The 19,842-nt window shown below is 69.6% G+C and carries 20 protein-coding genes; 12 read left to right on the top strand and 8 right to left on the bottom strand.

Annotation, left to right across the window (positions count from 1 at the left end; all coding sequences use genetic code 11):
* Positions 1-59: 59 nt before the first annotated feature.
* The 5 genes from rpsF (at position 60) to dnaB (ending at position 4,305) form a co-directional block, all read left to right on the top strand.
* Positions 60-434, top strand: coding sequence for a 30S ribosomal protein S6 (rpsF, locus tag IE307_RS10525; protein ID WP_191297720.1), 375 nt, complete (start codon positions 60-62; stop codon positions 432-434).
* A gap of 29 nt (positions 435-463) precedes the next feature.
* Positions 464-976 (top strand): single-stranded DNA-binding protein, encoded by a 513-nt coding sequence (locus IE307_RS10520; RefSeq protein WP_191297719.1) that lies wholly within the window; start codon positions 464-466, stop codon positions 974-976.
* A gap of 58 nt (positions 977-1,034) precedes the next feature.
* A complete protein-coding gene (gene rpsR, locus IE307_RS10515) occupies positions 1,035-1,274 on the top strand; it encodes a 30S ribosomal protein S18 (protein WP_030480165.1) in 240 nt (79 codons plus the stop codon).
* 17 nt (positions 1,275-1,291) lie between these two features.
* Positions 1,292-1,744, top strand: coding sequence for a 50S ribosomal protein L9 (gene rplI / locus IE307_RS10510; protein ID WP_191297718.1), 453 nt, complete (start codon positions 1,292-1,294; stop codon positions 1,742-1,744).
* A gap of 533 nt (positions 1,745-2,277) precedes the next feature.
* Complete coding sequence (gene dnaB / locus IE307_RS10505) at positions 2,278-4,305, top strand: replicative DNA helicase (protein ID WP_268250355.1); 2,028 nt, start codon at positions 2,278-2,280, stop codon at positions 4,303-4,305.
* Between the two features lie 99 nt (positions 4,306-4,404).
* Here dnaB and IE307_RS10500 read toward each other — a convergent pair whose 3' ends face one another.
* Both IE307_RS10500 and IE307_RS10495 read right to left on the bottom strand, forming a co-directional pair.
* Entirely contained in the window at positions 4,405-4,743 is a 339-nt protein-coding gene (locus tag IE307_RS10500; RefSeq protein ID WP_191297716.1) for a hypothetical protein, read from the bottom strand.
* A gap of 52 nt (positions 4,744-4,795) precedes the next feature.
* Complete coding sequence (locus tag IE307_RS10495; protein ID WP_191297715.1) at positions 4,796-5,413, bottom strand: TetR/AcrR family transcriptional regulator; 618 nt, start codon at positions 5,411-5,413, stop codon at positions 4,796-4,798.
* Positions 5,414-5,534: 121 nt separating this feature from the next.
* Here IE307_RS10495 and IE307_RS10490 point away from each other — a divergent pair, with 121 nt between their 5' ends.
* Positions 5,535-6,383: an SDR family oxidoreductase gene (locus tag IE307_RS10490; protein WP_191297714.1), complete on the top strand. Its 849-nt coding sequence runs from the start codon at positions 5,535-5,537 to the stop codon at positions 6,381-6,383.
* A 68-nt stretch (positions 6,384-6,451) separates the two neighbouring features.
* Entirely contained in the window at positions 6,452-6,820 is a 369-nt protein-coding gene (locus tag IE307_RS10485) for a nucleotidyl cyclase domain-containing protein (protein WP_191297713.1), read from the top strand.
* A gap of 70 nt (positions 6,821-6,890) precedes the next feature.
* Here the strand turns inward: IE307_RS10485 and IE307_RS10480 are convergent, their stop codons facing one another.
* The 3 genes from IE307_RS10480 to IE307_RS10470 form a co-directional block, all read right to left on the bottom strand.
* Entirely contained in the window at positions 6,891-9,944 is a 3,054-nt protein-coding gene (locus IE307_RS10480; protein WP_191297712.1) for a beta strand repeat-containing protein, read from the bottom strand.
* 194 nt (positions 9,945-10,138) lie between these two features.
* Positions 10,139-10,921 (bottom strand): hypothetical protein, encoded by a 783-nt coding sequence (locus IE307_RS10475; RefSeq protein ID WP_191297711.1) that lies wholly within the window; start codon positions 10,919-10,921, stop codon positions 10,139-10,141.
* A gap of 150 nt (positions 10,922-11,071) precedes the next feature.
* Entirely contained in the window at positions 11,072-13,249 is a 2,178-nt protein-coding gene (locus IE307_RS10470; protein ID WP_229904598.1) for a translocation/assembly module TamB domain-containing protein, read from the bottom strand.
* 80 nt (positions 13,250-13,329) lie between these two features.
* Here IE307_RS10470 and IE307_RS10465 point away from each other — a divergent pair, with 80 nt between their 5' ends.
* Together IE307_RS10465 and IE307_RS10460 are read left to right on the top strand one after the other, a co-directional pair.
* The gene (locus tag IE307_RS10465; protein ID WP_191297710.1) at positions 13,330-14,481 is read left to right on the top strand and encodes an AI-2E family transporter; all 1,152 of its coding nucleotides are present in this window, start codon (positions 13,330-13,332) and stop codon (positions 14,479-14,481) included.
* Between the two features lie 3 nt (positions 14,482-14,484).
* Positions 14,485-14,931 (top strand): SRPBCC family protein, encoded by a 447-nt coding sequence (locus IE307_RS10460; protein WP_191297709.1) that lies wholly within the window; start codon positions 14,485-14,487, stop codon positions 14,929-14,931.
* On the opposite strand, the gene IE307_RS10455 is transcribed toward IE307_RS10460, so the two are convergent.
* Together IE307_RS10455 and IE307_RS10450 are read right to left on the bottom strand one after the other, a co-directional pair.
* Positions 14,928-15,635: a YqjF family protein gene (locus IE307_RS10455; protein ID WP_191297708.1), complete on the bottom strand. Its 708-nt coding sequence runs from the start codon at positions 15,633-15,635 to the stop codon at positions 14,928-14,930. The genes IE307_RS10460 and IE307_RS10455 overlap by 4 nt on opposite strands.
* A gap of 12 nt (positions 15,636-15,647) precedes the next feature.
* Positions 15,648-16,850, bottom strand: coding sequence for a GGDEF domain-containing protein (locus IE307_RS10450; RefSeq protein ID WP_308436350.1), 1,203 nt, complete (start codon positions 16,848-16,850; stop codon positions 15,648-15,650).
* A 117-nt stretch (positions 16,851-16,967) separates the two neighbouring features.
* Here IE307_RS10450 and macS point away from each other — a divergent pair, with 117 nt between their 5' ends.
* The 3 genes from macS to IE307_RS10435 are packed head-to-tail and all read left to right on the top strand — an operon-like array spanning position 16,968 to position 19,317.
* Positions 16,968-18,128, top strand: coding sequence for a MacS family sensor histidine kinase (gene macS / locus IE307_RS10445; RefSeq protein ID WP_229904596.1), 1,161 nt, complete (start codon positions 16,968-16,970; stop codon positions 18,126-18,128).
* The gene (locus IE307_RS10440; RefSeq protein ID WP_191297707.1) at positions 18,125-18,787 is read left to right on the top strand and encodes a response regulator; all 663 of its coding nucleotides are present in this window, start codon (positions 18,125-18,127) and stop codon (positions 18,785-18,787) included. The genes macS and IE307_RS10440 overlap by 4 nt, the downstream gene beginning before the upstream one ends.
* A 20-nt stretch (positions 18,788-18,807) precedes the next feature.
* Positions 18,808-19,317 carry a DUF1707 SHOCT-like domain-containing protein gene (locus IE307_RS10435; RefSeq protein WP_308436349.1) on the top strand — a complete coding sequence of 170 codons (510 nt, stop codon included), beginning with the start codon at positions 18,808-18,810 and terminating at the stop codon, positions 19,315-19,317.
* Here the strand turns inward: IE307_RS10435 and IE307_RS10430 are convergent.
* Positions 19,301-19,750, bottom strand: coding sequence for a nuclear transport factor 2 family protein (locus IE307_RS10430; protein WP_191297705.1), 450 nt, complete (start codon positions 19,748-19,750; stop codon positions 19,301-19,303). The genes IE307_RS10435 and IE307_RS10430 overlap by 17 nt on opposite strands.
* Between the last annotated feature and the right edge of the window lie 92 nt (positions 19,751-19,842).

Here is a 19,842-nt window from a genome sequence, read left to right as displayed (position 1 = left end):
ACGACCCTCCTGCCACGGAAAGCCCGTGGCCGCGAGTCCACAGGAGGTGAGTGGTCCTCATGCGTCATTACGAAGTGATGGTCATCCTCGACCCCAGTCTCGACGAGCGCACGATCGCGCCGTCTCTCGACACGTTCCTCAACGTCATCCGCACCACGGGCGGAAACGTTGAGAAGGTCGAGGTGTGGGGCAAGCGCCGGTTGAGCTTCGAGATCAACAAGAGCAGCGAGGGCATCTACGCGGTGCTCGACCTGACCTCGACGCCCGACGCGGTGAAGGAACTGGACCGCCAGCTCGGTCTGCAGGAGACGGTGCTCCGGACGAAGGTCCTGCGCCGCGAGCCCGCCAAGGCTGCCAAGTTGGCTGCCAAGGCCGCTGCCCGGTCGGACGCCAAGGCTGCCAAGTCGGCCGCCAAGGCCGCCGCCAGGGCCTGACGAACCTCGATTAGGGGAGCTCCCAAGACATGGCTGGTGAGACGACGATCACGGTAGTCGGGAACCTGACTGCCGACCCCGAACTCCGCTTCACCCAGTCCGGGGCGGCGGTGGCCAGCTTCACGGTCGCCTCGACCCCCCGCACGTTCGACAAGCAGTCGGGCGAGTGGAAGGACGGCGAAGCGCTGTTCCTGCGGTGCAACGTGTGGCGTCAGGTCGCCGAGAACGTGGCCGAGTCGCTCACCCGCGGTTCGCGAGTGGTAGTCACCGGACGGCTGCGCCAACGCACCTTCGAAACGAAGGAAAACGAGAAGCGCACTGTCGTGGAGCTGGAGGTCGACGAGATCGGCCCCTCGCTGCGCTACGCGACCGCGAAGGTCAACAAGGTCAGCCGTGGAGACGGCGGCGGTGGCGGCGGCTTCGGCGGCGGCGGCGGTCAGCAGTCTCGTGGCGGTGGCGGCGGCGCGCCCGCGGACGACCCGTGGGGCTCGGCCCCGCAGGCCGGTTCCAGCGGTGGCTTTGCCGACGAGCCCCCCTTCTAGACCGACTGCACCGGTCATCCAGTTCTTCATTCATCGCGTATTCAGGAGTTAGAGACACATGGCCAAGCCGCCTGTGCGCAAGCCCAAGAAGAAGGTCTGCGCCTTCTGCAAGGACAAGAGCGCGTCCCTGATCGACTACAAGGACACGACGCTCCTCCGCAAGTTCATCTCCGACCGCGGCAAGATCCGTGCCCGCCGCGTCACGGGCAACTGCTCGCAGCACCAGCGCGATGTCGCTGTCGCCGTGAAGAACGCCCGTGAGATGGCCCTGCTGCCCTACACCTCGACCGCCCGCTAAGAGAAGGAGACACTGCGATGAAGCTCATCCTCACCGCTGACGTTTCCGGCCTTGGCGCTCCCGGCGACGTCGTCGAGGTCAAGGACGGCTACGGCCGCAACTACCTGCTCCCGCGTGGTCTCGCGATCGTCGCGACCCGTGGCGCGCAGAAGCAGATCCAGGTCATCACCCGCGCGCAGGACACCCGCCGCGTGCGCGACCTGGACCACGCCAAGGAGATCAAGACCGCGCTCGAGGGTCTCTCCGTGACGCTCAAGGCCAAGGCCGCTTCGGGCAGCACCAAGCTGTTCGGCTCGGTCACCGCGTCGGACGTGGCGGCTGCCGTCAAGTCCGCCGGCGGTCCGGTCCTGGACAAGCGCGCCATCGAGCTGCCGGGTCACATCAAGACGACCGGCAAGCACTCGGTCACGGTTCGCCTCCACCCCGAGGTCACCGTCGCCCTGCCGCTGGTCGTCACGACCGGCGAGTAAGTTCGATCCTCCGGCGGATCCCTCATCGGTGGGGTCCGCCCACGGTTCGGTTTGCCGAAGCGCCACCTGCCCGGAATGCTCCGGGCGGGTGGCGCTTTCGCTCGTTCGGACCAGTGCGGTTCTGTCCACGTCCTGTGGATAAACCGGGTGTCCGTCTCGGTGGCGACACGCCGACGATGGTGTTTTTCGCGACACGCCGACGGCGTGGCACACATCTTTTTCCACAACTTGTGCACAGCCTCTGAGCTGCAGTTACTTCTGTCACTCCACTGGTTGTCCCCAGGTTGTCCCCAGCGCCGCGATCCCTGTGGGCAACCATCCACAGGTTGTCCCCCAGTTGTCCACAGGACGATCCACACGCTGGTTTGCTTGCTCCGGACGGGTCCCTCTAGCGTCGCGACCAGGGCGACGCCATCGCACAGCGTGGCCGCCCGGAATTGTCGGTGTCGCGCGGTACAACTAGGGGACTCAGGCACCGGTTCTCGACTCTTCGCAGGGGTGATTCGGCAGTGGCGCTCGTGGACGACCGGGGCATGGCAGAACCCGCATTCGAGCGCCAGCCGCCCCAGGACCTGGCGGCGGAGCAGTCCGTCCTCGGCGGCATGCTGCTGTCCAAGGACGCCGTCGCGGACGTCATCGAGGCCCTCGCGCCGAACGACTTCTACCGCCCGGCGCACCAGGCGATCTACGACTGCATCCTCGACCTGTACGGCCGCGGCGAGCCCGCCGACCCGATCACCATCTCGGCCGAGCTCGAGCGCCGCGGCGAGCTGATGCGCGTGGGCGGCGCGCCGTACCTGCACACGTTGATCGCGACGGTCCCCACGGCCGCGAACGCCGGCTACTACGCCGAGATCGTGGCCGAGAAGGCGGTGCTGCGCCGTCTGGTCGAGGCCGGCACGCGCATCGTGCAGCTGGGGTACAACGGCGCCGAGGGCGCGGACGTCGACGAGGTGGTCGACCGCGCGCAGGCCGCGATCTACGAGGTCACCGACCGCCGCACGACCGAGGACTACGTCGCCCTCGAGGACCTGCTCCAGCCGACGATGGACGAGATCGACGCGATCGCGTCCCGTGGCGGCATCTCGCAGGGCATCCCCACCGGCTTCGCCGACCTCGACGCGCTGACCAACGGCCTGCACGGCGGCCAGATGATCATCGTCGCCGCCCGTCCCGGTGTCGGCAAGGCGCTGGCGCTCGACACCCCGCTGCCCACCCCGTCCGGCTGGACGACGATGGGTGAGGTATCGGTGGGCTCGTTCCTGATCGGCGCCGACGGCCGCCCGACCCGAGTGGTCGCCGCGACCGAGGTGATGACGGGCCGCCCGTGCTTCGAGGTCGAGTTCTCCGACGGCACGGTGATCGTGGCCGACGCCGAGCACCAGTGGCTGACGGAGTCGTGCAGCGAGACCGGCGGCTTCTGGGCGATCCGCACGACCGCGCAGCTGTTCGACCGCGTCGGCGTGTGCCGCATGTTCGTGCGCATGTCCGCGGCCTGGGACCTCCCCACCGCCGCCCTGCCGCTGTCCCCGCGCAAGCTGGGCCTGTTCCTCTCGGGCCTCGGCGACATGGAACTGACCGACGACGAACTGCGCGTCGCCAAGGACCTCGACCTGGCCGACGACCCGCACATCCCCGCCTCCTACCTGCGAGGCTCGCGCAAGCAGCGCGAAGAACTCCTCGCCGCCCTGCAGATCGACGGCCGCTTCGCCCGCCTGCGCCGCGACGTCGACGAGCTCATCGCGGGCCTCGGCAGGCACGACCAGGTCGAGATCGCCGCGGTGCGCCCCGTCGCCTCCGTCCCGGTGCGCTGCGTGGAGGTCGACAACCACGACCACCTGTACCTCGCGGGCGAGACGATGATCCCGACCCACAACTCGACGCTGGGCCTCGACTTCGCCAGGTCGTGCTCCGTCAAGCACGGCCTGACCAGCGCCATCTTCAGCCTCGAAATGAGCCGCACCGAGATCGTCATGCGCATGCTCTCCGCCGAGGCCCGCATCCGCCTCGGCGACATGCGAGGCGGCACGATGAGCGACGACGACTGGACCCGCCTGGCCCGCCGCATGAGCGAGATCAGCGAGGCCCCGCTCTTCGTCGACGACAGCCCCAACCTCACGATGATGGAGATCAGGGCCAAGGCCCGCCGCCTCAAGCAGCGCCACGACCTCAAGCTCGTGGTCGTCGACTACCTCCAGCTGATGTCGTCGGGCAAGAAGACCGAGTCCCGCCAGCAGGAAGTCTCGGAGTTCTCCCGAAACCTCAAGCTGATCGCCAAGGAACTGGAAGTCCCGGTCATCGCGATCTCCCAGCTCAACCGAGGCCCCGAACAACGAACCGACAAGCGCCCCATGCTCTCCGACCTCCGCGAGTCCGGCTCCCTCGAGCAGGACGCCGACATGGTCATCCTGATCAACCGCCCGGACGCCTGGGAGCGCGACGACCCGCGCGCGGGCGAGGCCGACCTGATCATCGCCAAGCACCGCGCCGGCCCGACCGCCACCATCACCGTGGCGCACCAGCTGCACTACAGCCGCTTCACGGACCTCGCCCAGACCTGAGCCACCCGCCTGGTTCGGGCGCTGTCTTCGGCCATGCGCACCATGCTCGGTGCGGAGGAGCCAGCCCCGGGACGAGCGTCCGGCGGTGTGCTCCGCGGACTAGGTGTCGAACCGGTCCCAGCGATCGTGGTGCTGTTCAACCTCGCCACGTTCGACAGCGGATGGCGTCACGTAGAAGGCGGGCACGTCGGAGGACAGGTCCACGAACACCAGCGCGTGGGCACCTTCGGTGTCCTGCTTGGTGCCGAGCCGCATCGGGCGTTCCTGTGCGGTGCGCCGGGAGAACACCCTGGCGAGCTTGCCGTTGATCTCCAGGCGGAAGCGCCGTTCCTCCTCGAGGATCTTGATGCGGTGCGGCGTCCTGCGTGCGGCTTCGGCGGCGGCCAGGTAGACGGCGTACTCGTGCAGCCTGTCGGTGCTCAGCCCGGAGATCTCCATGCGGGCCAAGTCATGACCGCAGCAGGCAGTTCTCGCGGCCGATCAGCCGGTTTCACCTGTCCGGCCCAGACGTGGGCCGGGGCTGAAGACCGCGTAGCGCCGTGTCCACCACCTGCTCCGCGTACTCGCTGGTCAGCGGCGCCGTGCGGTGCAGCCACCGGTTGAGGATCGGTCCCCAGATCAGGTCCACCGCCACCTCCAGGTCCACGTCCGCGGCCAGCTGGCCGGCGTCCTGGGCGGCGCGGAGGCGGGCCTTCTTGAGTTCGCGCATCGGGTTGTCGAGGCGGGTCGCGTAGTCGGCGGCCAGGGTCTGGTCCAGGACGATCTCGGTGTGCAGGGCTCGCATGGCTCGGTCGAGGCGCTCGTCGTTCAGTTCGGCGACGGTGGCGGTGAGGACGAGTGTGAGGTCTGCGGCGAGGTCGCCTGTGTCGGGGAGGGCTGCTGCTTCGCCGTCGCCTGCGAGGTCCAGGAAGGCGTCGAAGAACAGTGCGCCTTTGGAGGGCCACCAGCGGTAGATCGTCTGCTTGCCGACGCCTGCTGTCTTGGCGATGCGCTCGATGGTGAGTTTCGCGTAGCCCACCTCTCCCACCTGGTCGAGGGCGGCGGCGAGGATGGCGCGACGGACGGCGTCGTTGCGACGGGTGGGGTCTGGGGTGGCGGGCGTGGGCACGGCGTCACTCTAGCAAAATGGCGAGACGAGACGTCTCGTCTTGACAACCCACCAGGACCGGAGGCATGCTTCAGCTCGTTAACGAGACGAGACGTCTCGTCTCGTCACTGGGAGGAACAAGATGACTGCCTCAGCGTCACGCGTTTGGTTCGTCACCGGTGCCAGCCGGGGTCTTGGTCGTGCGTTCACGGAGGCGGCGCTCGCCGCCGGGGATCGGGTCGTCGGGGTGGCGCGGGACGTGTCGCCGCTCGACGAGCTCGCGGCGCGGCATCCGGAGCGGTTGCTGCCGATGCGGGTGGACGTCACCGATCGCGAGGCCGTGTTCGACGTGGTCGAGCGGGCCGTGGAGAGGTTCGGGCGGCTCGATGTCGTGGTGAACAACGCCGGCGCGTTGTTCGCGGGGATGGTGGAGGAGTTCACCGAGGCCGAGGCTCGGGCGCAGATGGAGCTCAACTTCTTCGGTGCGTTGTGGGTCAGTCAGGCGGTGATGCCGCACCTGCGGGCGAACCGGAGTGGGCACTTGCTGCAGGTTTCCAGCATCGGTGCGCTCGGCGGGTTCCCGAGCACCGGGTTGTACAGCGCGAGCAAGTTCGCGCTGGAGGGCATGAGCGAGGCGTTGGCGCAGGAGGCCGCGTCGTTCGGCGTCAAGGTGACCATCGTGCAGCCCGGCGGGTACTGGACCGACCTCTACGCGAGCAGTCGCGCGACCGAGCCGAACGCCGCCTACGACGAGCTTCGTGCCGAGCTCGAGAAGCAGTGGGCCGAGGGGTCGGTCGACAGCGAGCCGGCGCTGGCGGCGGAGGCGGTCATGAAGCTGGTCGCGAGTGACGAGCCGCCGCTGCGGCTCCTGCTCGGCAGCATGGTCTACGACGTGGCCTTCGACATCTCGCGGCGGCGGATGGAGACGTGGGCCGCGTGGGAGGAGACGAGTCGCGCGGCGGAGAAGGCGGTGCCGAATCCGAACGCGTGAACGAGCAGCCGGGGCAACCCACCAGTGCGGTGCTGGTCAACGGGGCCGGGCTCGGCTAGAACCGGACTGTGCTGCACGACCCGCTGACGGGGTTGCCCGGACACGCGCTGCTGCTCGACCGCCTGGAGCAGTCGCTGGTCCGCGCTCGCACGAGGGGCACGCTCGTGACGCTGGTCCTGGTCACCGGACCGGACGACGTGCTCACCGCGGCGAAGGTCCTGCGCGGGGGTCTGAGGCCGGACTTCACGGTCGCGCGGTACGGCGACGCGGTCCTGGCGGTGCTGGCCGAGCACGACTTCGGGGACGGGTCGCCGATCGCCGAGCACATCAGGCGGCTGGTCGGGGCGAGTCCGCAGGTCCACTGGGTGACGAGCGACGGCGACGCGGAGCCCCGGCAGGTGCTCGCGACAGCACGAACACCCCCCGCACGGCACTGAGCCCCAGCGACACCGTCGTGTCGCTGGGGCTCAGCTTCTTACCGGAGGAGGGTGTTACAACTGCGGGGTGTTACAGCGAGCCGGTCACCGTCTGGAACAGGTTGGCCGGGTCGATCATGGCGAGCGCCGGGTTGTTCAGCGGCAGCTGCGGCAGCGCGCGCTCGTCGGCCTTCGGGGCCAGGCCCTGGGTCGGGTTCAGGTTCACACCCGAGAGGGACGCCGGGCCGTTGACCGGGAGCGTCGGCAGCGAGCGCTCGGTCGGCAGCGCGGGCAGCTGGACCGGCACCGGCAGGGCCGGGGCGGTCACCGGCAGGGACGGCAGCGAACGCCCGGTGGCACCAGCCGGGATCAGACCCTGCGCGGCCTGGAGCACCTGGGCCAGGGGCAGGCCCTGGACGTTCGGCGTGATGCTGCCCGTGCCGCCGTTCAGCGGCAGGGAGGAGCGCTCCTGCGCCAGGGGCAGCTTCGACGTCGGCAGCTTCGAGGTGGGCAGACCCGAGGTGGGCAGACCCGCGATCGGCAGCTGGCCGGTGAGGGCGGTCAGGTCAGCCGGGTTCGGCAGCTTGTTCACGGGGAGCTTGCTGTCGAGGCCGTGGAACGCCGGGACCTGGTTGGCCTTCAGCAGGCTGTCGACGCCCTTGGGGAGCTCGAGGCCCTTGAGCTGCGTGGCGCGCAGGACGCCGGCGTCCTCACCGGTGAGCTGCGTGTCGTTGTCCGCGCCCTCGGTGACGGCCTGGCCGACGACCTCGACGGGGATGCGCGCGAGCTTCGCGGCGGCCTCGACCGGGACGGTCATCTCGCGGGCGGTCAGCGGTCCGCTGCCCTCCGTGAGCATCTCGCCGCCGGCCTGGGTGTACGACGACTTGTCGGTGACCGTCGTCGCGTTGCCCGCGACAGCGACCGCGTCCGCGTACACGCCGGCGAAGGCGTTGGCGGGGACGTGGACCAGGTTGCCGGACACCGAGGCGTCGTCGGCCGAGGTGTAGCTGTCGTCACCGGAGATGACCTTGGTGTCGGACACCACGTCGGAGTTGGTGATGCCCGCCGCCGCGACGGTGTTGCCCGGAACGGCCGGGAGCACGGCCGGCTGCGCGCCGATCAGGTTGCCCGAGACCGCGCCCTGGTCACCGTTGCTGTTGACGTCGCCACCGGCGACGGACGACAGCGAGTTGGTGGAGAAGGCGTCGACGTTGCTGCCGCCGCCGACCGACCAGCCGAGCACCTGGGTGCCCGTGGCGACCGGAGCCGAGACGGCGTTGCCCGCGATGGAGCCCTTCTCGCCGGTCGTGATGGCGTCGCCGCCGGCCTTCATGTCGGTGGCGTTGTCGCCCTTGGTGACGTTGTTGCCCACCAGGGTCACACCGTCGGCGAAGACCTGGGCCGGCGTCGAGGTCGGGACCTGGACGATGTTGCCGGCGACAGAGCCCTTCTTGCCGGTCGCGTGGGGGTTGTTGCCCGCCTTGACCGTGGTGTCGTTCGACGTGTCCGAGAAGGTGTTGCCGACCAGGCCGGCGGTCACCGCGAAGACCTGCGGCGCGGCCGCGGTCGGGGCGGTCACGATGTTGCTGGAGACCGTGCCGTGGTCGTCCTCGGTGTTCGGGGTACCGCTGGAGCGGACCTCCTTGACCTCGTCGGCCGAACCGGTCGCCTGGCCACCGAGGGTGGCGGCGAGGCCGTAGACCTCGGCGGGCGTCGCGACGGGGGTCGACGCGATGTTGCCGGAGATGACGGAGTCGGTGCCCGTCGTGCCCTGGTAGCCCGAGGTGATCGACTTGACGTCGTTCTCGCAGGTGCCCGCGGCCTGGCCGGCCAGCGTCGCGCCGTTGCCGCACACGTCGATGGCCGTGGCCGGCGGGACGTCCGCGATGTTGCCGGACAGCACCGAGTGGTCGCCGACCGTGTAGGCCTCGCCACCGGACTTCGAGTACGACTCGTTGGCGTGGTCGGTCAGCGCGTTGCCGACGATCGACGCGCCGTTGCCACCCGCGGAGGTCGGCAGTGCGATCGGCGCACCGGCGATGTTGCCGGACGCCGTGGAACCGTCGCCGAAGGTGTGGATGATGCCACCGGCGACCGACTCGTTGGTCGTCTCGCTGACGGCGGTCGCGTTGCCACCGGCTGCGGCGGCGTTGTCGTCGACCGTGACGGGGCCCGAGAGGGCGGGCGCCACGACGTTGCCGGCCAGCGTGGCCGGGTCGCCGTTGGTGTCGGTCTTGCCACCGGCGTACGCGGTGCCGGCCTGCACCGAGTCGGTGGTGGCGTTGCCCGCGGCGGCGGCCGCGTTGCCGTTGACCTCGGCCAGCGGGGCCAGGGCGACGGGCACGGCGTTGCCGGAGATCGAGCTGCTCTTGCCGCTCGTCAGGACGTCGCCCTCGGAGGAGGCGAACGTGTCGGCGGTCGAGGCGGCCTCGGCGATGCCGGCCGCACCCACACCGTTGCCGGTGATCTGGACCGGGGTCGCGCCGTGCTCGGCGATGACGTTGCCGGAGATGGCGCCCTTGTCACCGTTGGTGGTGATGTCGCCGCCGGTCGTGGAGACCTGGCGCGCGTCGGTGTCGGTGGTGGCGTTGCCACCCGCGGCGATCGCGTTGCCGGTGATCTGGACCGGGAGGATGTGGTTGACGGCCACGACGTTGCCGGCGAGGGCCTGGCCCGCGCCATCGGTGACGATGGTGCCGTCGCGGTGCGTCGTCTGCGTGCAGTCGCCGGTCGCCTGGGTGTTCGCGAGGACCGCGATCGCGTTGCCGCAGATGTTGATCGGCACGTCGACGTGTGCCTGGATCGTGTTGCCGCGCACCACGTTCTGCAGCGGGGTGCCCTGCAGGCGCTCGCCGGTCTGGCGAACCAGCGGGTTCGCGACGGGCGCTGCCGTGCGGGTGGGAACCACGCCGGTGACGCGGTCCGTGCTGATCGTCCGGTCGACCTTGGGGAGGGTGACTTCCCGGACCGGGGTGGCCAGCTTGTTCTGGTCGGCCTTGATCGGAACAGCGGCCGCGACGTCGACGGCCGGAGGCGCGGCGTCGGGGTCGACGTTCTCCTGAGCAGAAGCGATGCCCGTACCGAGCATCAGCAAACCACCAGTGACAAACGCGGTCTGAAGTCCGCGCTTTGCCCAGGTCTGCATTAGAACTCCTTCATTCGGTTTCCCGTCTAAAGCGACGGGGGCTCAAGGGGGTGGGGCCGAAGCGCGCAGGGGAAGGCGCGCCATCACCGGGGGAGTCGCACGCGGTGATCGACCGAAATGAGCGCAAGAAAAAAGCGCGACGGTCGACTTCCGGACAGCCGGGGGAGGAGGCTGCCGCGGACCGCGCGCTGGAATCAGTCGGGGTTGATACCGGGCTGCTTGCCCGGCGTCACGGTGACCTCGTCGGTGGACGGCGCGAGAGCGCGCGTCGACGAGATGCCGTGAGCGTTGCCGGACGCAGCGAGAGCAGCGAAGACGCTGCCCTTGGCAGAACCAGAACCGTCGTGGCACGAAGAGCACTGCACCGGCGCGGGGGCCGGGACGGGCAGCTTCGGCATCGGGTCGCTGGGCAGGGACGGACGCTGTTCGGAGGGCACGACGAAGTCGTTGTGCTCCAACAGATCCGTCCACTTGGCACCGGACACGCCGGTGACCTGCGGAACCACCGGAGCCGTCGACTGAACGGCTTCGGGGGCGGGGGTGGTGGTGGCCGGGGTCTCCGGGAACGTCACGTCCAGCGACCGCGCCGTGGCGGGGCTTTCGGACTGACCGATCCTGGTGACCTGCGGCAGGATGCGCACGGCGATCTGCTCGACCGCCTGGGAGACCTGCACGTCGGGCAGAGAGGCGCGAGCCTTCTCGTGCTCCGCGCGCAGGGTCTCGTCGATCTTGTGCACCGCCTTGGCAGCGGGAACGGCGACCGGCAGCTTCTCGTCCGTCTTGGCGACGAGCTTGCTGACGACGTCGACCTGCTGCGCGTCGGCGGGGGGCACCTCGTCGGCCGCGCTGGCCGCCGAAGTGGTGAGCGCCCAGGCGACGGCAGTACCCGCGATCGCTCCGCCGACGGCGAGCAGCGCTCGGGTGGCGAACCGGCGGATGCCGTTCGCTCCCGTCTTCGCTCGCAGATCAGCGGACAACGCAGGAATCCTCGCTACTCGGTGGCGCTCAAGGGATTTCGCCGACGATCATGCTGATCAAGTCGACGTCGGCGACTCTGCCAGTCCATCCACCCCGAATGCACGCTCTGAGCACACGGTTAACCACATCGTGTGAACGCTTCTCCTCGGTCACACGCGTTTCAGCAGGCGGGCGGCACCTGCCGCCGCGGTCGAGGCGAGGACCCACCCGACGGCCACGAGCAGCGCGGATATCCATTGCGACGCACCGGTGAACTGCCACTTGCCGTCGTGGCCGAAGTCGATGATCGGGATCAACAGGTCGAGCGCGAGGAGCGCGGCGTTCCACACCGGGTCCTCGTCCTTGTTGAGCTTGACCATCGGGTGCCAGGCGAACCACAGCGCGCCGGAGAGCCAGAACACCCCGAGCCAGCAGATCGCGAGCCACGGCCGGTAGCCGTAGCCGACCGTCCACCGCTGCACCGCGCCCCACACCCGTCCGGCGCGGCCGAGCTCGGAGTAGCGGCGGCGTTGCTTCTCCAGCTGGACCTTCTGCGCGAGCTCCTCCTCGCCGCCCTGCGTGTAGACGGCGGCGAGCTGCTCGTACGGTCCGGGCGCGAAGTCCGGCTGCACCTTGAGCAGCCACTCGAGCCGCGTCTGCACCGGCACCTCGGGGTCGGCGGTGATGCCGGCGAACTCGAAGTCGTCCACGGCGACGCCGCCCTCGGCGTCCCACAGCCCCGGCCCGTCGGTCACCGACACCGCCTTGAGCCGGCTCAGCACGATCTTTCCCTTGGGCTGCTGGCCCTGCGGGATGTGCAGGCGGAACTGGTGGACGGTGAGACCGTAGGCGTTCAACGCGATGTCGGCCGAGGTCGAGCCGAGGTGCGAGTCGCTGAACGTCGCCATCTTGCCGACCTCGCCCAGCCGGATCCGCACGCCGCCGACGGCGGTGAACCCGCGGCTGCACAGGAGGTCCTTGCCGATCGTGATGGCGCGGGCGTCGAGCGACGGCTTCTGCGTGCCGTTCGGGCGCAGCCTCGGGAGGGTCAGCTCGGCGCCGGACATGTCGAGCGTGGAGCCGATGTTCGCGTTCTGGAGGCGGACCGAGCCCTTGGCCTTCAGCTCGCGCAGGAAGAGCGTGCCGCCGACCTGGAGGCGGTCGGCGAACAGGACGTCGATGCCGGGCCCGTGCAGCGAGACGCCGGACATGCTGGCGCTGCCCATGATGTGCGCGTTCGACAGCCGGACCTGGCCGTAGGTCCGCAAAGCCGGCGAACGGGTGCCGCCGCCGTTGACGGCGCTGCGGGCCTCGACGTCGCCGCGGACCTGCATGCCGTCCGCGTGCAGTGCGACCGGGATGCGGTTGGTGACGTCACCGGCGAGTTCCTCCGCGACCTCGCGCGGCCCGATCACCGCGCCGCACAACCGGAGGTAGCCGCCGATGCTCGCGTTGGGCAGCCGGACGGTGCCGGTGCTGGTGAAGCCGTCGTCGAGCTCGAGGTTGCCCTCGACCCGGATGCGGTCGGCCACGAGCGTCGCGGCCTCGTCCGCGGACCCGTGCGGCAGGACCAGGACCTGGTTGTCGACCTGGTGGGTGGAGTTCAGCCGCGCGCCGGTGAACTCGAGGTTCCCGCCGACGCGCGCGCCGTCGAACAGGACCCGGCCGTCCGCCTGGAAGCGGCCGCCCTCGGCGTTGCAGAAGACGTTGCCGTTGACGACGACCCCGGACGCGTCGAGCGCGTCCTTGCCGGTGTTGATCAGGCGGGCGCCGCCGAGGTGGACGCTGCCGCCGATCACCGAACCGCGCAGCCGCACCTCCCCGTTGGCCCGCATCGCGATGGCCTGGACCGACCCGCTCACCCGCAGCCGGGCGCCGAGCAGCGCGTGGTCGGTGTCGGACCGCAGCACCGCGCCGGCGAGCCGGAGCGTGCCGTCCACGGCGGCGTCGGTGAGGTCGACGGTGCCGGTGCAGGTGAACCCGGCCTCCAGGACCAGGTCGCTGAAGATCCTCAGGTTGCGGCCCTGCAGTCCTGGGACGCGGGTGCCGCGCAACCTCAGGCCGATGAGCCGGGCCATGCGGAGGTCGAGCGGTTCCTCGAACGTGCAGTGGGTGAGGTCGATGACCCGCGTGACGCGAGTGCCCTCCAGTTCGAACTTGCCCGTGATTCGCGCGTTGCGCAGGCGCAGAGCGGGTAGTCCCTTGCGCGGAACGCGGTACATGCCGGTCAGCAGACCGGTGAGCACCTCGCCGCGAGCGCTCTGCCCGGTCAGGTCGATTTCGGTACCGCTCGCGTAGGCGCCGGCGACCTGGCGCTCGACATCGGTCAAGTCTTCCGGCTTGATCACTTCGTCCTCCCCCTGACGAGTCGGATCATCCCTGGTGGAGTTCCGGCTTGGCGAGGGTCCGAACAGTTAACGTGAGGTCCATGAGCACGCCGGAGTCGGAGATCAGCGGCCGCGTTCCGAAGCTGCTGCGGGTGAGTGCAGCGCTGAGCTGGCGGTTCGTCGTTGTGGTGGCCGCGTTGTACGTGGTCGCTTACGTGTTCGGCTTCCTCGCGTCGATAGTGATCCCCGTCGCTATCGCGCTGTTGCTGGCCGCGCTGTTGTCGCCGGGCGTCTCGAAGCTCGTCGAGTGGCGGGTGCCGCGCGGTGTGGCGGTGACCCTGATGATGATCATCGGTCTCGGCGTCCTCGGCGGCGTGCTGACGTTCGTGATCAGCGAGTTCTCCCGCGGCCTCCCCGAACTGCAGTCCCAGGTGGCGGCGTCGCTCGACACCATCCAGAAGTGGCTGAAGGACGGGCCAGCGCACCTGTCGGACCAGCAGTTGCAGGGCTACGTCAACGAGATCGTGCGGACGATCAAGGAGAACCAGGCCGAGATCACGTCCGGTGCGCTGACGACCGCCGCGACCCTGGGCGAGTTGCTGACCGGGCTCCTGCTGGCGCTGTTCACCCTCATCTTCTTCTTGCACGACGGTGACGGGATCTGGCGCTTCGTGACGCGTGCGGTGCCCGGCGACGTGCGTCAGCGCGTCGACGTGGCCGGCCGCCGCGGGTTCGGCTCTCTCGTTTCCTATGTGCGCGCCACGGCCGTGGTCGCGATCGTGGACGCCGTCGGCGTCGGTGTCGGCCTGGCGATCATCGGCGTGCCTTTGGTGGTGCCGCTGTCCGCGTTGGTGTTCCTCGGCGCGTTCATCCCCATCATCGGTGCGGTGTTCACGGGTGCCGTTGCTGTGTTGATCGCGTTGGTGACCAACGGGCCTATCGCGGCTTTGGTGGTGCTGGCGGTTCTGATCGGTGTGATGCAGCTGGAGTCGCACGTGTTGCAGCCGATCCTGCTGGGGCGTGCGGTCAAGCTGCACCCGTTGGCCGTGGTGCTGGCGATCGCCGGTGGGTTGGTGACCGGGGGGATCGCCGGGGCGTTGCTGGCGGTGCCGTTGCTGGCGGTGCTGAACTCCGGGATCCGGTCGCTGGTGTCCGATGCGGATGCTGAGCAGAAGCCGGAGAAGGTGGACGTGCTGAATCCTCAGGACACGGCGCCGAAGGACGACACGAGCGAACGGGTCAAGGAGCTCTAAGCGGTGCGGACCGGAACCTTCGAGTACACGATCACCGGTCCGGGCACGGTGGCGTCGGCGGTCGAGTTGATGGCCGACGTTCCGCGGCTGGTCACGATGCACCCGCTGGCGGTGCGCGCGGATGCCGTGCCGCCACCGTCGCCGGACGTCCTGCGCAGCACCGCGGTGACGTCGCGGCTGAAGCTCGGGCCGGTGGGCATGCACATCACCTACCGCGCGGACCTGGTGGTGCGCAGCGAGGACGAGGTCCTGACCATCGCGCACCAGCAGCCCCGGACGACGTTGCGCAGCCACGTGCGGGTGTCGGAGGCCGGCGACGACCAGGTCCGGATCAGGGTGGGTGTCACGTTCGAGTCGCCTGCGCTGTTGTTCTCCTACGGGTTCGCGAAGGCGCGGTTCGCGCACGAGCACATGGCGTCGGAGATCGAGAAGTACTTGAAGAACGCTTAGGGCTGGCACCGGGAGGGCAGGCCGAACCTCGCCCGCACTCCCGGCGAGTGGAGAACGCTCATCGGCTCTCCCAGGCCAGGGATCCCCGCGGCGGTGACGAGGTCGCCCTCGCACTCGACGACGGTGGCTCGGTGCAGGTCCCAGTCAGCGTGGTCGTTGGGGAGGTGGACCGTCCTCCCGGCCAGGGTGGTGTACAGACCCCACCGCGCCGTCAGGAACTGCTCCAGCGGAGTCGGCTGCGCGATGCGCTCGCCGACCCGGACCGCGAGCCTGCTCGTCGCACCGGGACGAGGCCACCTGCGCCGGCACGTGTAGCTGATCACGTCCTCCGCGCGGCTCAGGGTCATGTCCGACCACATGTACGGAAGACGTGCGGTGGCACGCGCCGCGAGGGAGAAGGTGAGGTTCGCGGCGTCCATGGACAGGAACACGACACCTGCCCGCCCCGCCGCATCGGTGGCGTAGAGGCGCACGTTGGTCTCCGGAAAGCTCCAGACGTTGCCGAGCCGGGGCCAGCCGAACGAATGCAGGCGGAACGCGACGAGCCCGACGAACGTGCGGCCGTCCACCACGTCCGGCACCGTGCCGGAAGGCAGAAGATGCGCCACCGCACCAGGATCAACGCTCCAGTGGACGAAGGCGACGTCGTTCCACAGCTGGGTGAGAGCGGAACGCCGGATCGAGCGCGGTGAACCACGCGCCATGGCCACTGCGAACTAGGCCATCGAGACGAGGTTGCGGCCGTAGGCCTTGGCCGCCAGCAACGCCGCGTCGGCCGCCACCAACAGGTCCGGCAGCTCGTACCCGAACCGAGTCGTCGTCGACACCCCTATAGACACAGTCAGTCCGTGAAGCTCGTGCGGTTGGCCGTTGGTAGCCATCGTGGGCACGCGTAGGGCTGCCACGGCCTTGCGCACGCGTTCGGCGACCACCTCGGCCTCGTCCGGGGTGGCCTCGGGCAGCAGCACGACGAACTCCTCGCCGCCGAACCGGCCGACGAGATCGCCGCGGCGGACGGTGCCGCGCAGCAGCAGGGAGATCGCGGCCAGCGCGGCGTCGCCTGCCAGGTGGCCGACCTCGTCGTTGACCCTCTTGAAGTGGTCGAGGTCGAGGAGCATGACGGCCATCGGGCGGATGCGGGCGGCGCCCTTGGTGAGTTCGTAGCGGGCCCGGCTGTCCCAGTGGACGGCGTTGGCGAGGCCGGTCTTCGCGTCGCGCTGGGCGGAGCGGCGCCATTGGGGGAGTTGGGCCGCGCGTTCCAGCAGGGCGAGGGGTGGGCCTGCGATGAGGGCGTGGACGGCGTTCGACTCCGCGACGCAGCCCATGAGGCCGCCGATCGACACGGCGACCACGCCCAGGACGGCGTCGATGGGTTCGCCGACGGCCTCCTCGAAGGTGGAGGTGGGGCGGCGGAGCTTGAGGCCGAACGCGATCAGGGCGGCGCGGAAGATCAGCAGTGCGCTCGCGCCCAGGGTCAGGACCAGGAGGTTCGCGTGCGGGTCCGCCCAGCCGAGCAGGTAGCGCGTGGTGAAGACGGCCAGGGTGGTGGCGCTGAGGGTGAAGAGCCAGCGGTGGGTTTCCGGGCGTTGGGCCAGCAGGCAGTGCAGGGCCGGGCCGAAGAGGAGCAGCACCATCAGGTTCGGCGGGAGGGCGAGGATGCCGGCGGTCAGGTAGCTGAGGTGGGCCGCCCAGGGGTTGCGTTCGGTCTCGCCGAGGCGGTGGCTGTAGATCGAGCTGCCGATGATCACCGCACCGGCCGTGCCCGCGATGGCGGCGAACCTGGCGATTTCGGAGGGTGACGGCGTTTCGGAGGAAACGATGGCGTAGACGACGGTGGCGAGGGCCAGCGCGTCGATCAACAACCAGTAGCAGAGCGCGGGCCGCCGCAATGTCCACAACGGCCAGTCGCGCACCCGCATTCGCCCTCCCCCGGACCCGGAGAGCGTCGCACATTCCTCCGTTCGGCAGAAGACGGCCACCTGGGGGTTAGCCAGCACACGTTCACGCGGCAGGATGGTGTCCGAAAGGAGCACAGCGTGCCCAAAGAGCCTGCCGAACGTGTGACGAAGGTGATCGACGACCCGGCCACACCCATCTGGCGCGGGACGATTGCGCTACGCATAGTCACATTCCTCTTCGCCGCGGCGAACGTCATCGCGAACCAGTCCGGCTACGTCCGGCCGTGGCTCGCGTGGACGACGCTCGGGGTGATGGCGCTGTGGTCCGTCTTCACCAGCCGCGCCTACAGCACGACGTGGGGCAGGCGGTGGCCGATCGTGCTCGTCGACCTGGCCCTGACCTGCGGTCTCATGTCGCTGTCGCCGTTGATCATGTCCGACCACCAACTCCTGACCCTGAACGTCCCGCTGATCACGACGATCTGGGCGTGCGTGCCCGCGGTCGCATTGGGCGCGCTCGGCGGGGCCTACGCGGGCTTCGCGGGCGGCCTCGTGGTCGGCCTCTCGACCTATCTGAGCAAGGGCGTGCCGAGCCTCGACCTGCTGCGCGACGTCGTGCTGCTCGCCGGTGCGGGCATGGTCGTCGGCATGGCGTCGGCCACGGCACGGCGTTCGGCGGTGCTGCTCGCCCAGGCGTTGAGGGCGGAAGCGGCGACGGCGGAGCGCGAACGTCTTGCCCGTTCGATTCACGACAGCGTGCTGCAGGTCCTCGCCCGCGTGCGCAAGCGCGGCCTGGAGGTCGGTGGCGAGGCCGCCGAACTGGCGCAGATGGCCGGCGAGCAGGAGGTGGCGCTGCGGAACCTGGTGGCCGCCGCCCCCGTCGACTCCACTGTGGATGGAGAGATCGACCTGCGCCCCGGGCTGCAGGTCCTCGCCACGCCCAGGATCCAGGTGTCGACGCCCGCGACGCAGGTGATGTTCGCGTCCGCGGCGGCCGGCGAGCTCACGTCGCTGGTGCGCGAGGCGCTGTCCAACGTGGACAAGCACGCCGGGCAGGACGCGCGGGCCTGGGTGCTGCTGGAAGACCTCGGCGAGGAGATCGTGCTCAGCGTCAGGGACGATGGACCGGGGATCCCGGAAGGCCGGATCGCGGTGGCCGCCGCGGAAGGCAGGATGGGGATCGAGAAGTCGATCAAAGGCCGGGTGGAGTCGCTCGGCGGAACGCTGGAGCTCCAGACCGGGCCGGGGGAGGGCACGGAATGGGAGGTTCGGGTGTTCAGGAAGGGGGCGGCAAGATGACGGTCTCGGTGATGGTCGTGGACGACCACCCGATGTGGCGTGAAGGCGTGGCGCGCGATCTGCAGGAGCGCGGCTTCGAGATCGTGGCGACGGCGGGCGACGCGCCCTCGGCCGTGCGCATCGCGAAGGCCGTGCGTCCCAACGTGGTCCTGATGGACCTCAACCTCGGCGAGCTCTCCGGGGTCGACGCCACGGCGATGATCACCAGCGAGCTGCCGGACACGCGCGTGCTCGTGCTGTCCGCGTCCGGCGAGCACGACGACGTGCTGCAGGCCGTGAAGGCGGGCGCGTCCGGCTACCTGGTGAAGTCCGCGTCCTCGGAGGAACTGGTCGAGGCCGTGTCCCGCACCGCCGCCGGGGACGCCGTGTTCACGGCCGGGCTCGCGGGCCTGGTGCTGGGCGAGTACCGGCGCATGGCCGCCGCGCCGGACGACTCGGAGGAGAAGCCGCAGCTCACCGATCGGGAGACCGAGGTGCTGCGGCTGGTGGCCAAGGGCCTGACCGCACGACAGATCGCGAACCGCCTGGTGATCTCCCACCGCACGGTCGAGAACCACGTCCAGTCGACATTGCGGAAACTTCAACTGCACAACCGGGTGGAGTTGGCGCGTTATGCCATCGAGCACGGTCTCGACGCCGAACCGGAGGCAGAGAAATGACAGACCCCAGAGACTTACGCGTGTCCGACGCGGAACGCGAACACGTCGTCAGCCTGCTGAACAAGGCGGTGGGCCGCGGCATGATCACGCTGGACGAGTTCACCGTCCGCACGGACACCGCCCTCGCCGCGAAGACCAGGGCTGATCTGAACGCCGTGCTGGTCGACCTGCCCGGCATGGTCAACAACGAGCTGGCCCGCGAGCGGACCGAGCTGAAGAACACGATGAGCACCACGACCCGCAAGGGTCACTGGGTCGTGCCGAACGAGCTCGTCATCCGGAACACGCTGGGCACCACGAACCTCGACTTCACCGCCGCCGAGGTGCCGCCGGTCGTCAACGTCGACCTGGACGTGTCGCTGGGCACGGTGAAGATGCTGCTGCCGGCCGGGGCGTCGGTCGACTTCGACGCGGTGGAGATCACCGCCGGCGAGGTCAAGGACAAGGTCCGCAACACGGCGGGCAGCCCGCACTTCCAGCTCAAGGGCGCGGTGCGCGGCGGGACCGTGGTGATCAAGAAGAAGCGCTGACCCCGCTCGTCAGCTGAGCGCAGAGGGCGTCGAGCGCGTTCGCGGCCCGAGCGAGCCCGATGTGGTCGAAGTAGTCGCGCGATTCGACGATCAGTCCGTCGCGAACCCGCAGGACGATGACGCCCGGCACCGCCCAGCCCTCGTCGCCGCGGTAGGTGAACTCGCCGATGACCACCTCGGGATCGGCCGTGTGGTGGACGCGCACGTCCTCGACGCGGAACCCGGCCGGCCTCGGCCGTCCCGCCGCGGCGAAGTGCTGCCGGAGCGCCTCCCGGCTGAGGATCGGGGTGTCGCCGAGCGGTGCCATCGGGTGCCGCACATCGGTCTTCTCCGCGTAGTACCCGGCCAGCCGGTCGACCTGGTCGCGATCACCGCCGCGGAGCCGGCGAACGCCGTCGAGCAGGCCGCAGAACACGTCTTCAGGAGTTCGCATCAGAGCACGCCTCTCATTCGGAGTCTTCACTCCGGATAATACGGAGTCGAGACTCCGGATAACAAGGTGCCTGCGGGAGCGGACCCGCAGCG

The organism is Lentzea cavernae, from assembly GCF_014653695.1.
GTDB classification, from domain to species: domain Bacteria; phylum Actinomycetota; class Actinomycetes; order Mycobacteriales; family Pseudonocardiaceae; genus Lentzea; species Lentzea cavernae.
The sequence above is the reverse complement of the archived record's forward strand: the minus strand, read 5'-3'. Positions and strand labels throughout refer to the sequence as shown.

What these genes read in the sequence shown, in the direction of transcription:
- IE307_RS10500 (WP_191297716.1), bottom strand. Translation starts at nt 4,743, where the DNA reads ATGGAGATCTCCGGGCTGAGCACCGACAGGCTGCACGAGTACGCCGTC.
- IE307_RS10490 (WP_191297714.1), top strand. Translation starts at nt 5,535, where the DNA reads ATGACTGCCTCAGCGTCACGCGTTTGGTTCGTCACCGGTGCCAGCCGG.
- IE307_RS10480 (WP_191297712.1), bottom strand. Translation starts at nt 9,944, where the DNA reads ATGCAGACCTGGGCAAAGCGCGGACTTCAGACCGCGTTTGTCACTGGT.
- rpsR (WP_030480165.1), top strand. Translation starts at nt 1,035, where the DNA reads ATGGCCAAGCCGCCTGTGCGCAAGCCCAAGAAGAAGGTCTGCGCCTTC.
- rplI (WP_191297718.1), top strand. Translation starts at nt 1,292, where the DNA reads ATGAAGCTCATCCTCACCGCTGACGTTTCCGGCCTTGGCGCTCCCGGC.
- dnaB (WP_268250355.1), top strand. Translation starts at nt 2,278, where the DNA reads ATGGCAGAACCCGCATTCGAGCGCCAGCCGCCCCAGGACCTGGCGGCG.
- IE307_RS10465 (WP_191297710.1), top strand. Translation starts at nt 13,330, where the DNA reads ATGAGCACGCCGGAGTCGGAGATCAGCGGCCGCGTTCCGAAGCTGCTG.
- IE307_RS10520 (WP_191297719.1), top strand. Translation starts at nt 464, where the DNA reads ATGGCTGGTGAGACGACGATCACGGTAGTCGGGAACCTGACTGCCGAC.
- IE307_RS10440 (WP_191297707.1), top strand. Translation starts at nt 18,125, where the DNA reads ATGACGGTCTCGGTGATGGTCGTGGACGACCACCCGATGTGGCGTGAA.
- rpsF (WP_191297720.1), top strand. Translation starts at nt 60, where the DNA reads ATGCGTCATTACGAAGTGATGGTCATCCTCGACCCCAGTCTCGACGAG.
- IE307_RS10455 (WP_191297708.1), bottom strand. Translation starts at nt 15,635, where the DNA reads ATGGCGCGTGGTTCACCGCGCTCGATCCGGCGTTCCGCTCTCACCCAG.
- IE307_RS10430 (WP_191297705.1), bottom strand. Translation starts at nt 19,750, where the DNA reads ATGCGAACTCCTGAAGACGTGTTCTGCGGCCTGCTCGACGGCGTTCGC.
- IE307_RS10450 (WP_308436350.1), bottom strand. Translation starts at nt 16,850, where the DNA reads ATGCGGGTGCGCGACTGGCCGTTGTGGACATTGCGGCGGCCCGCGCTC.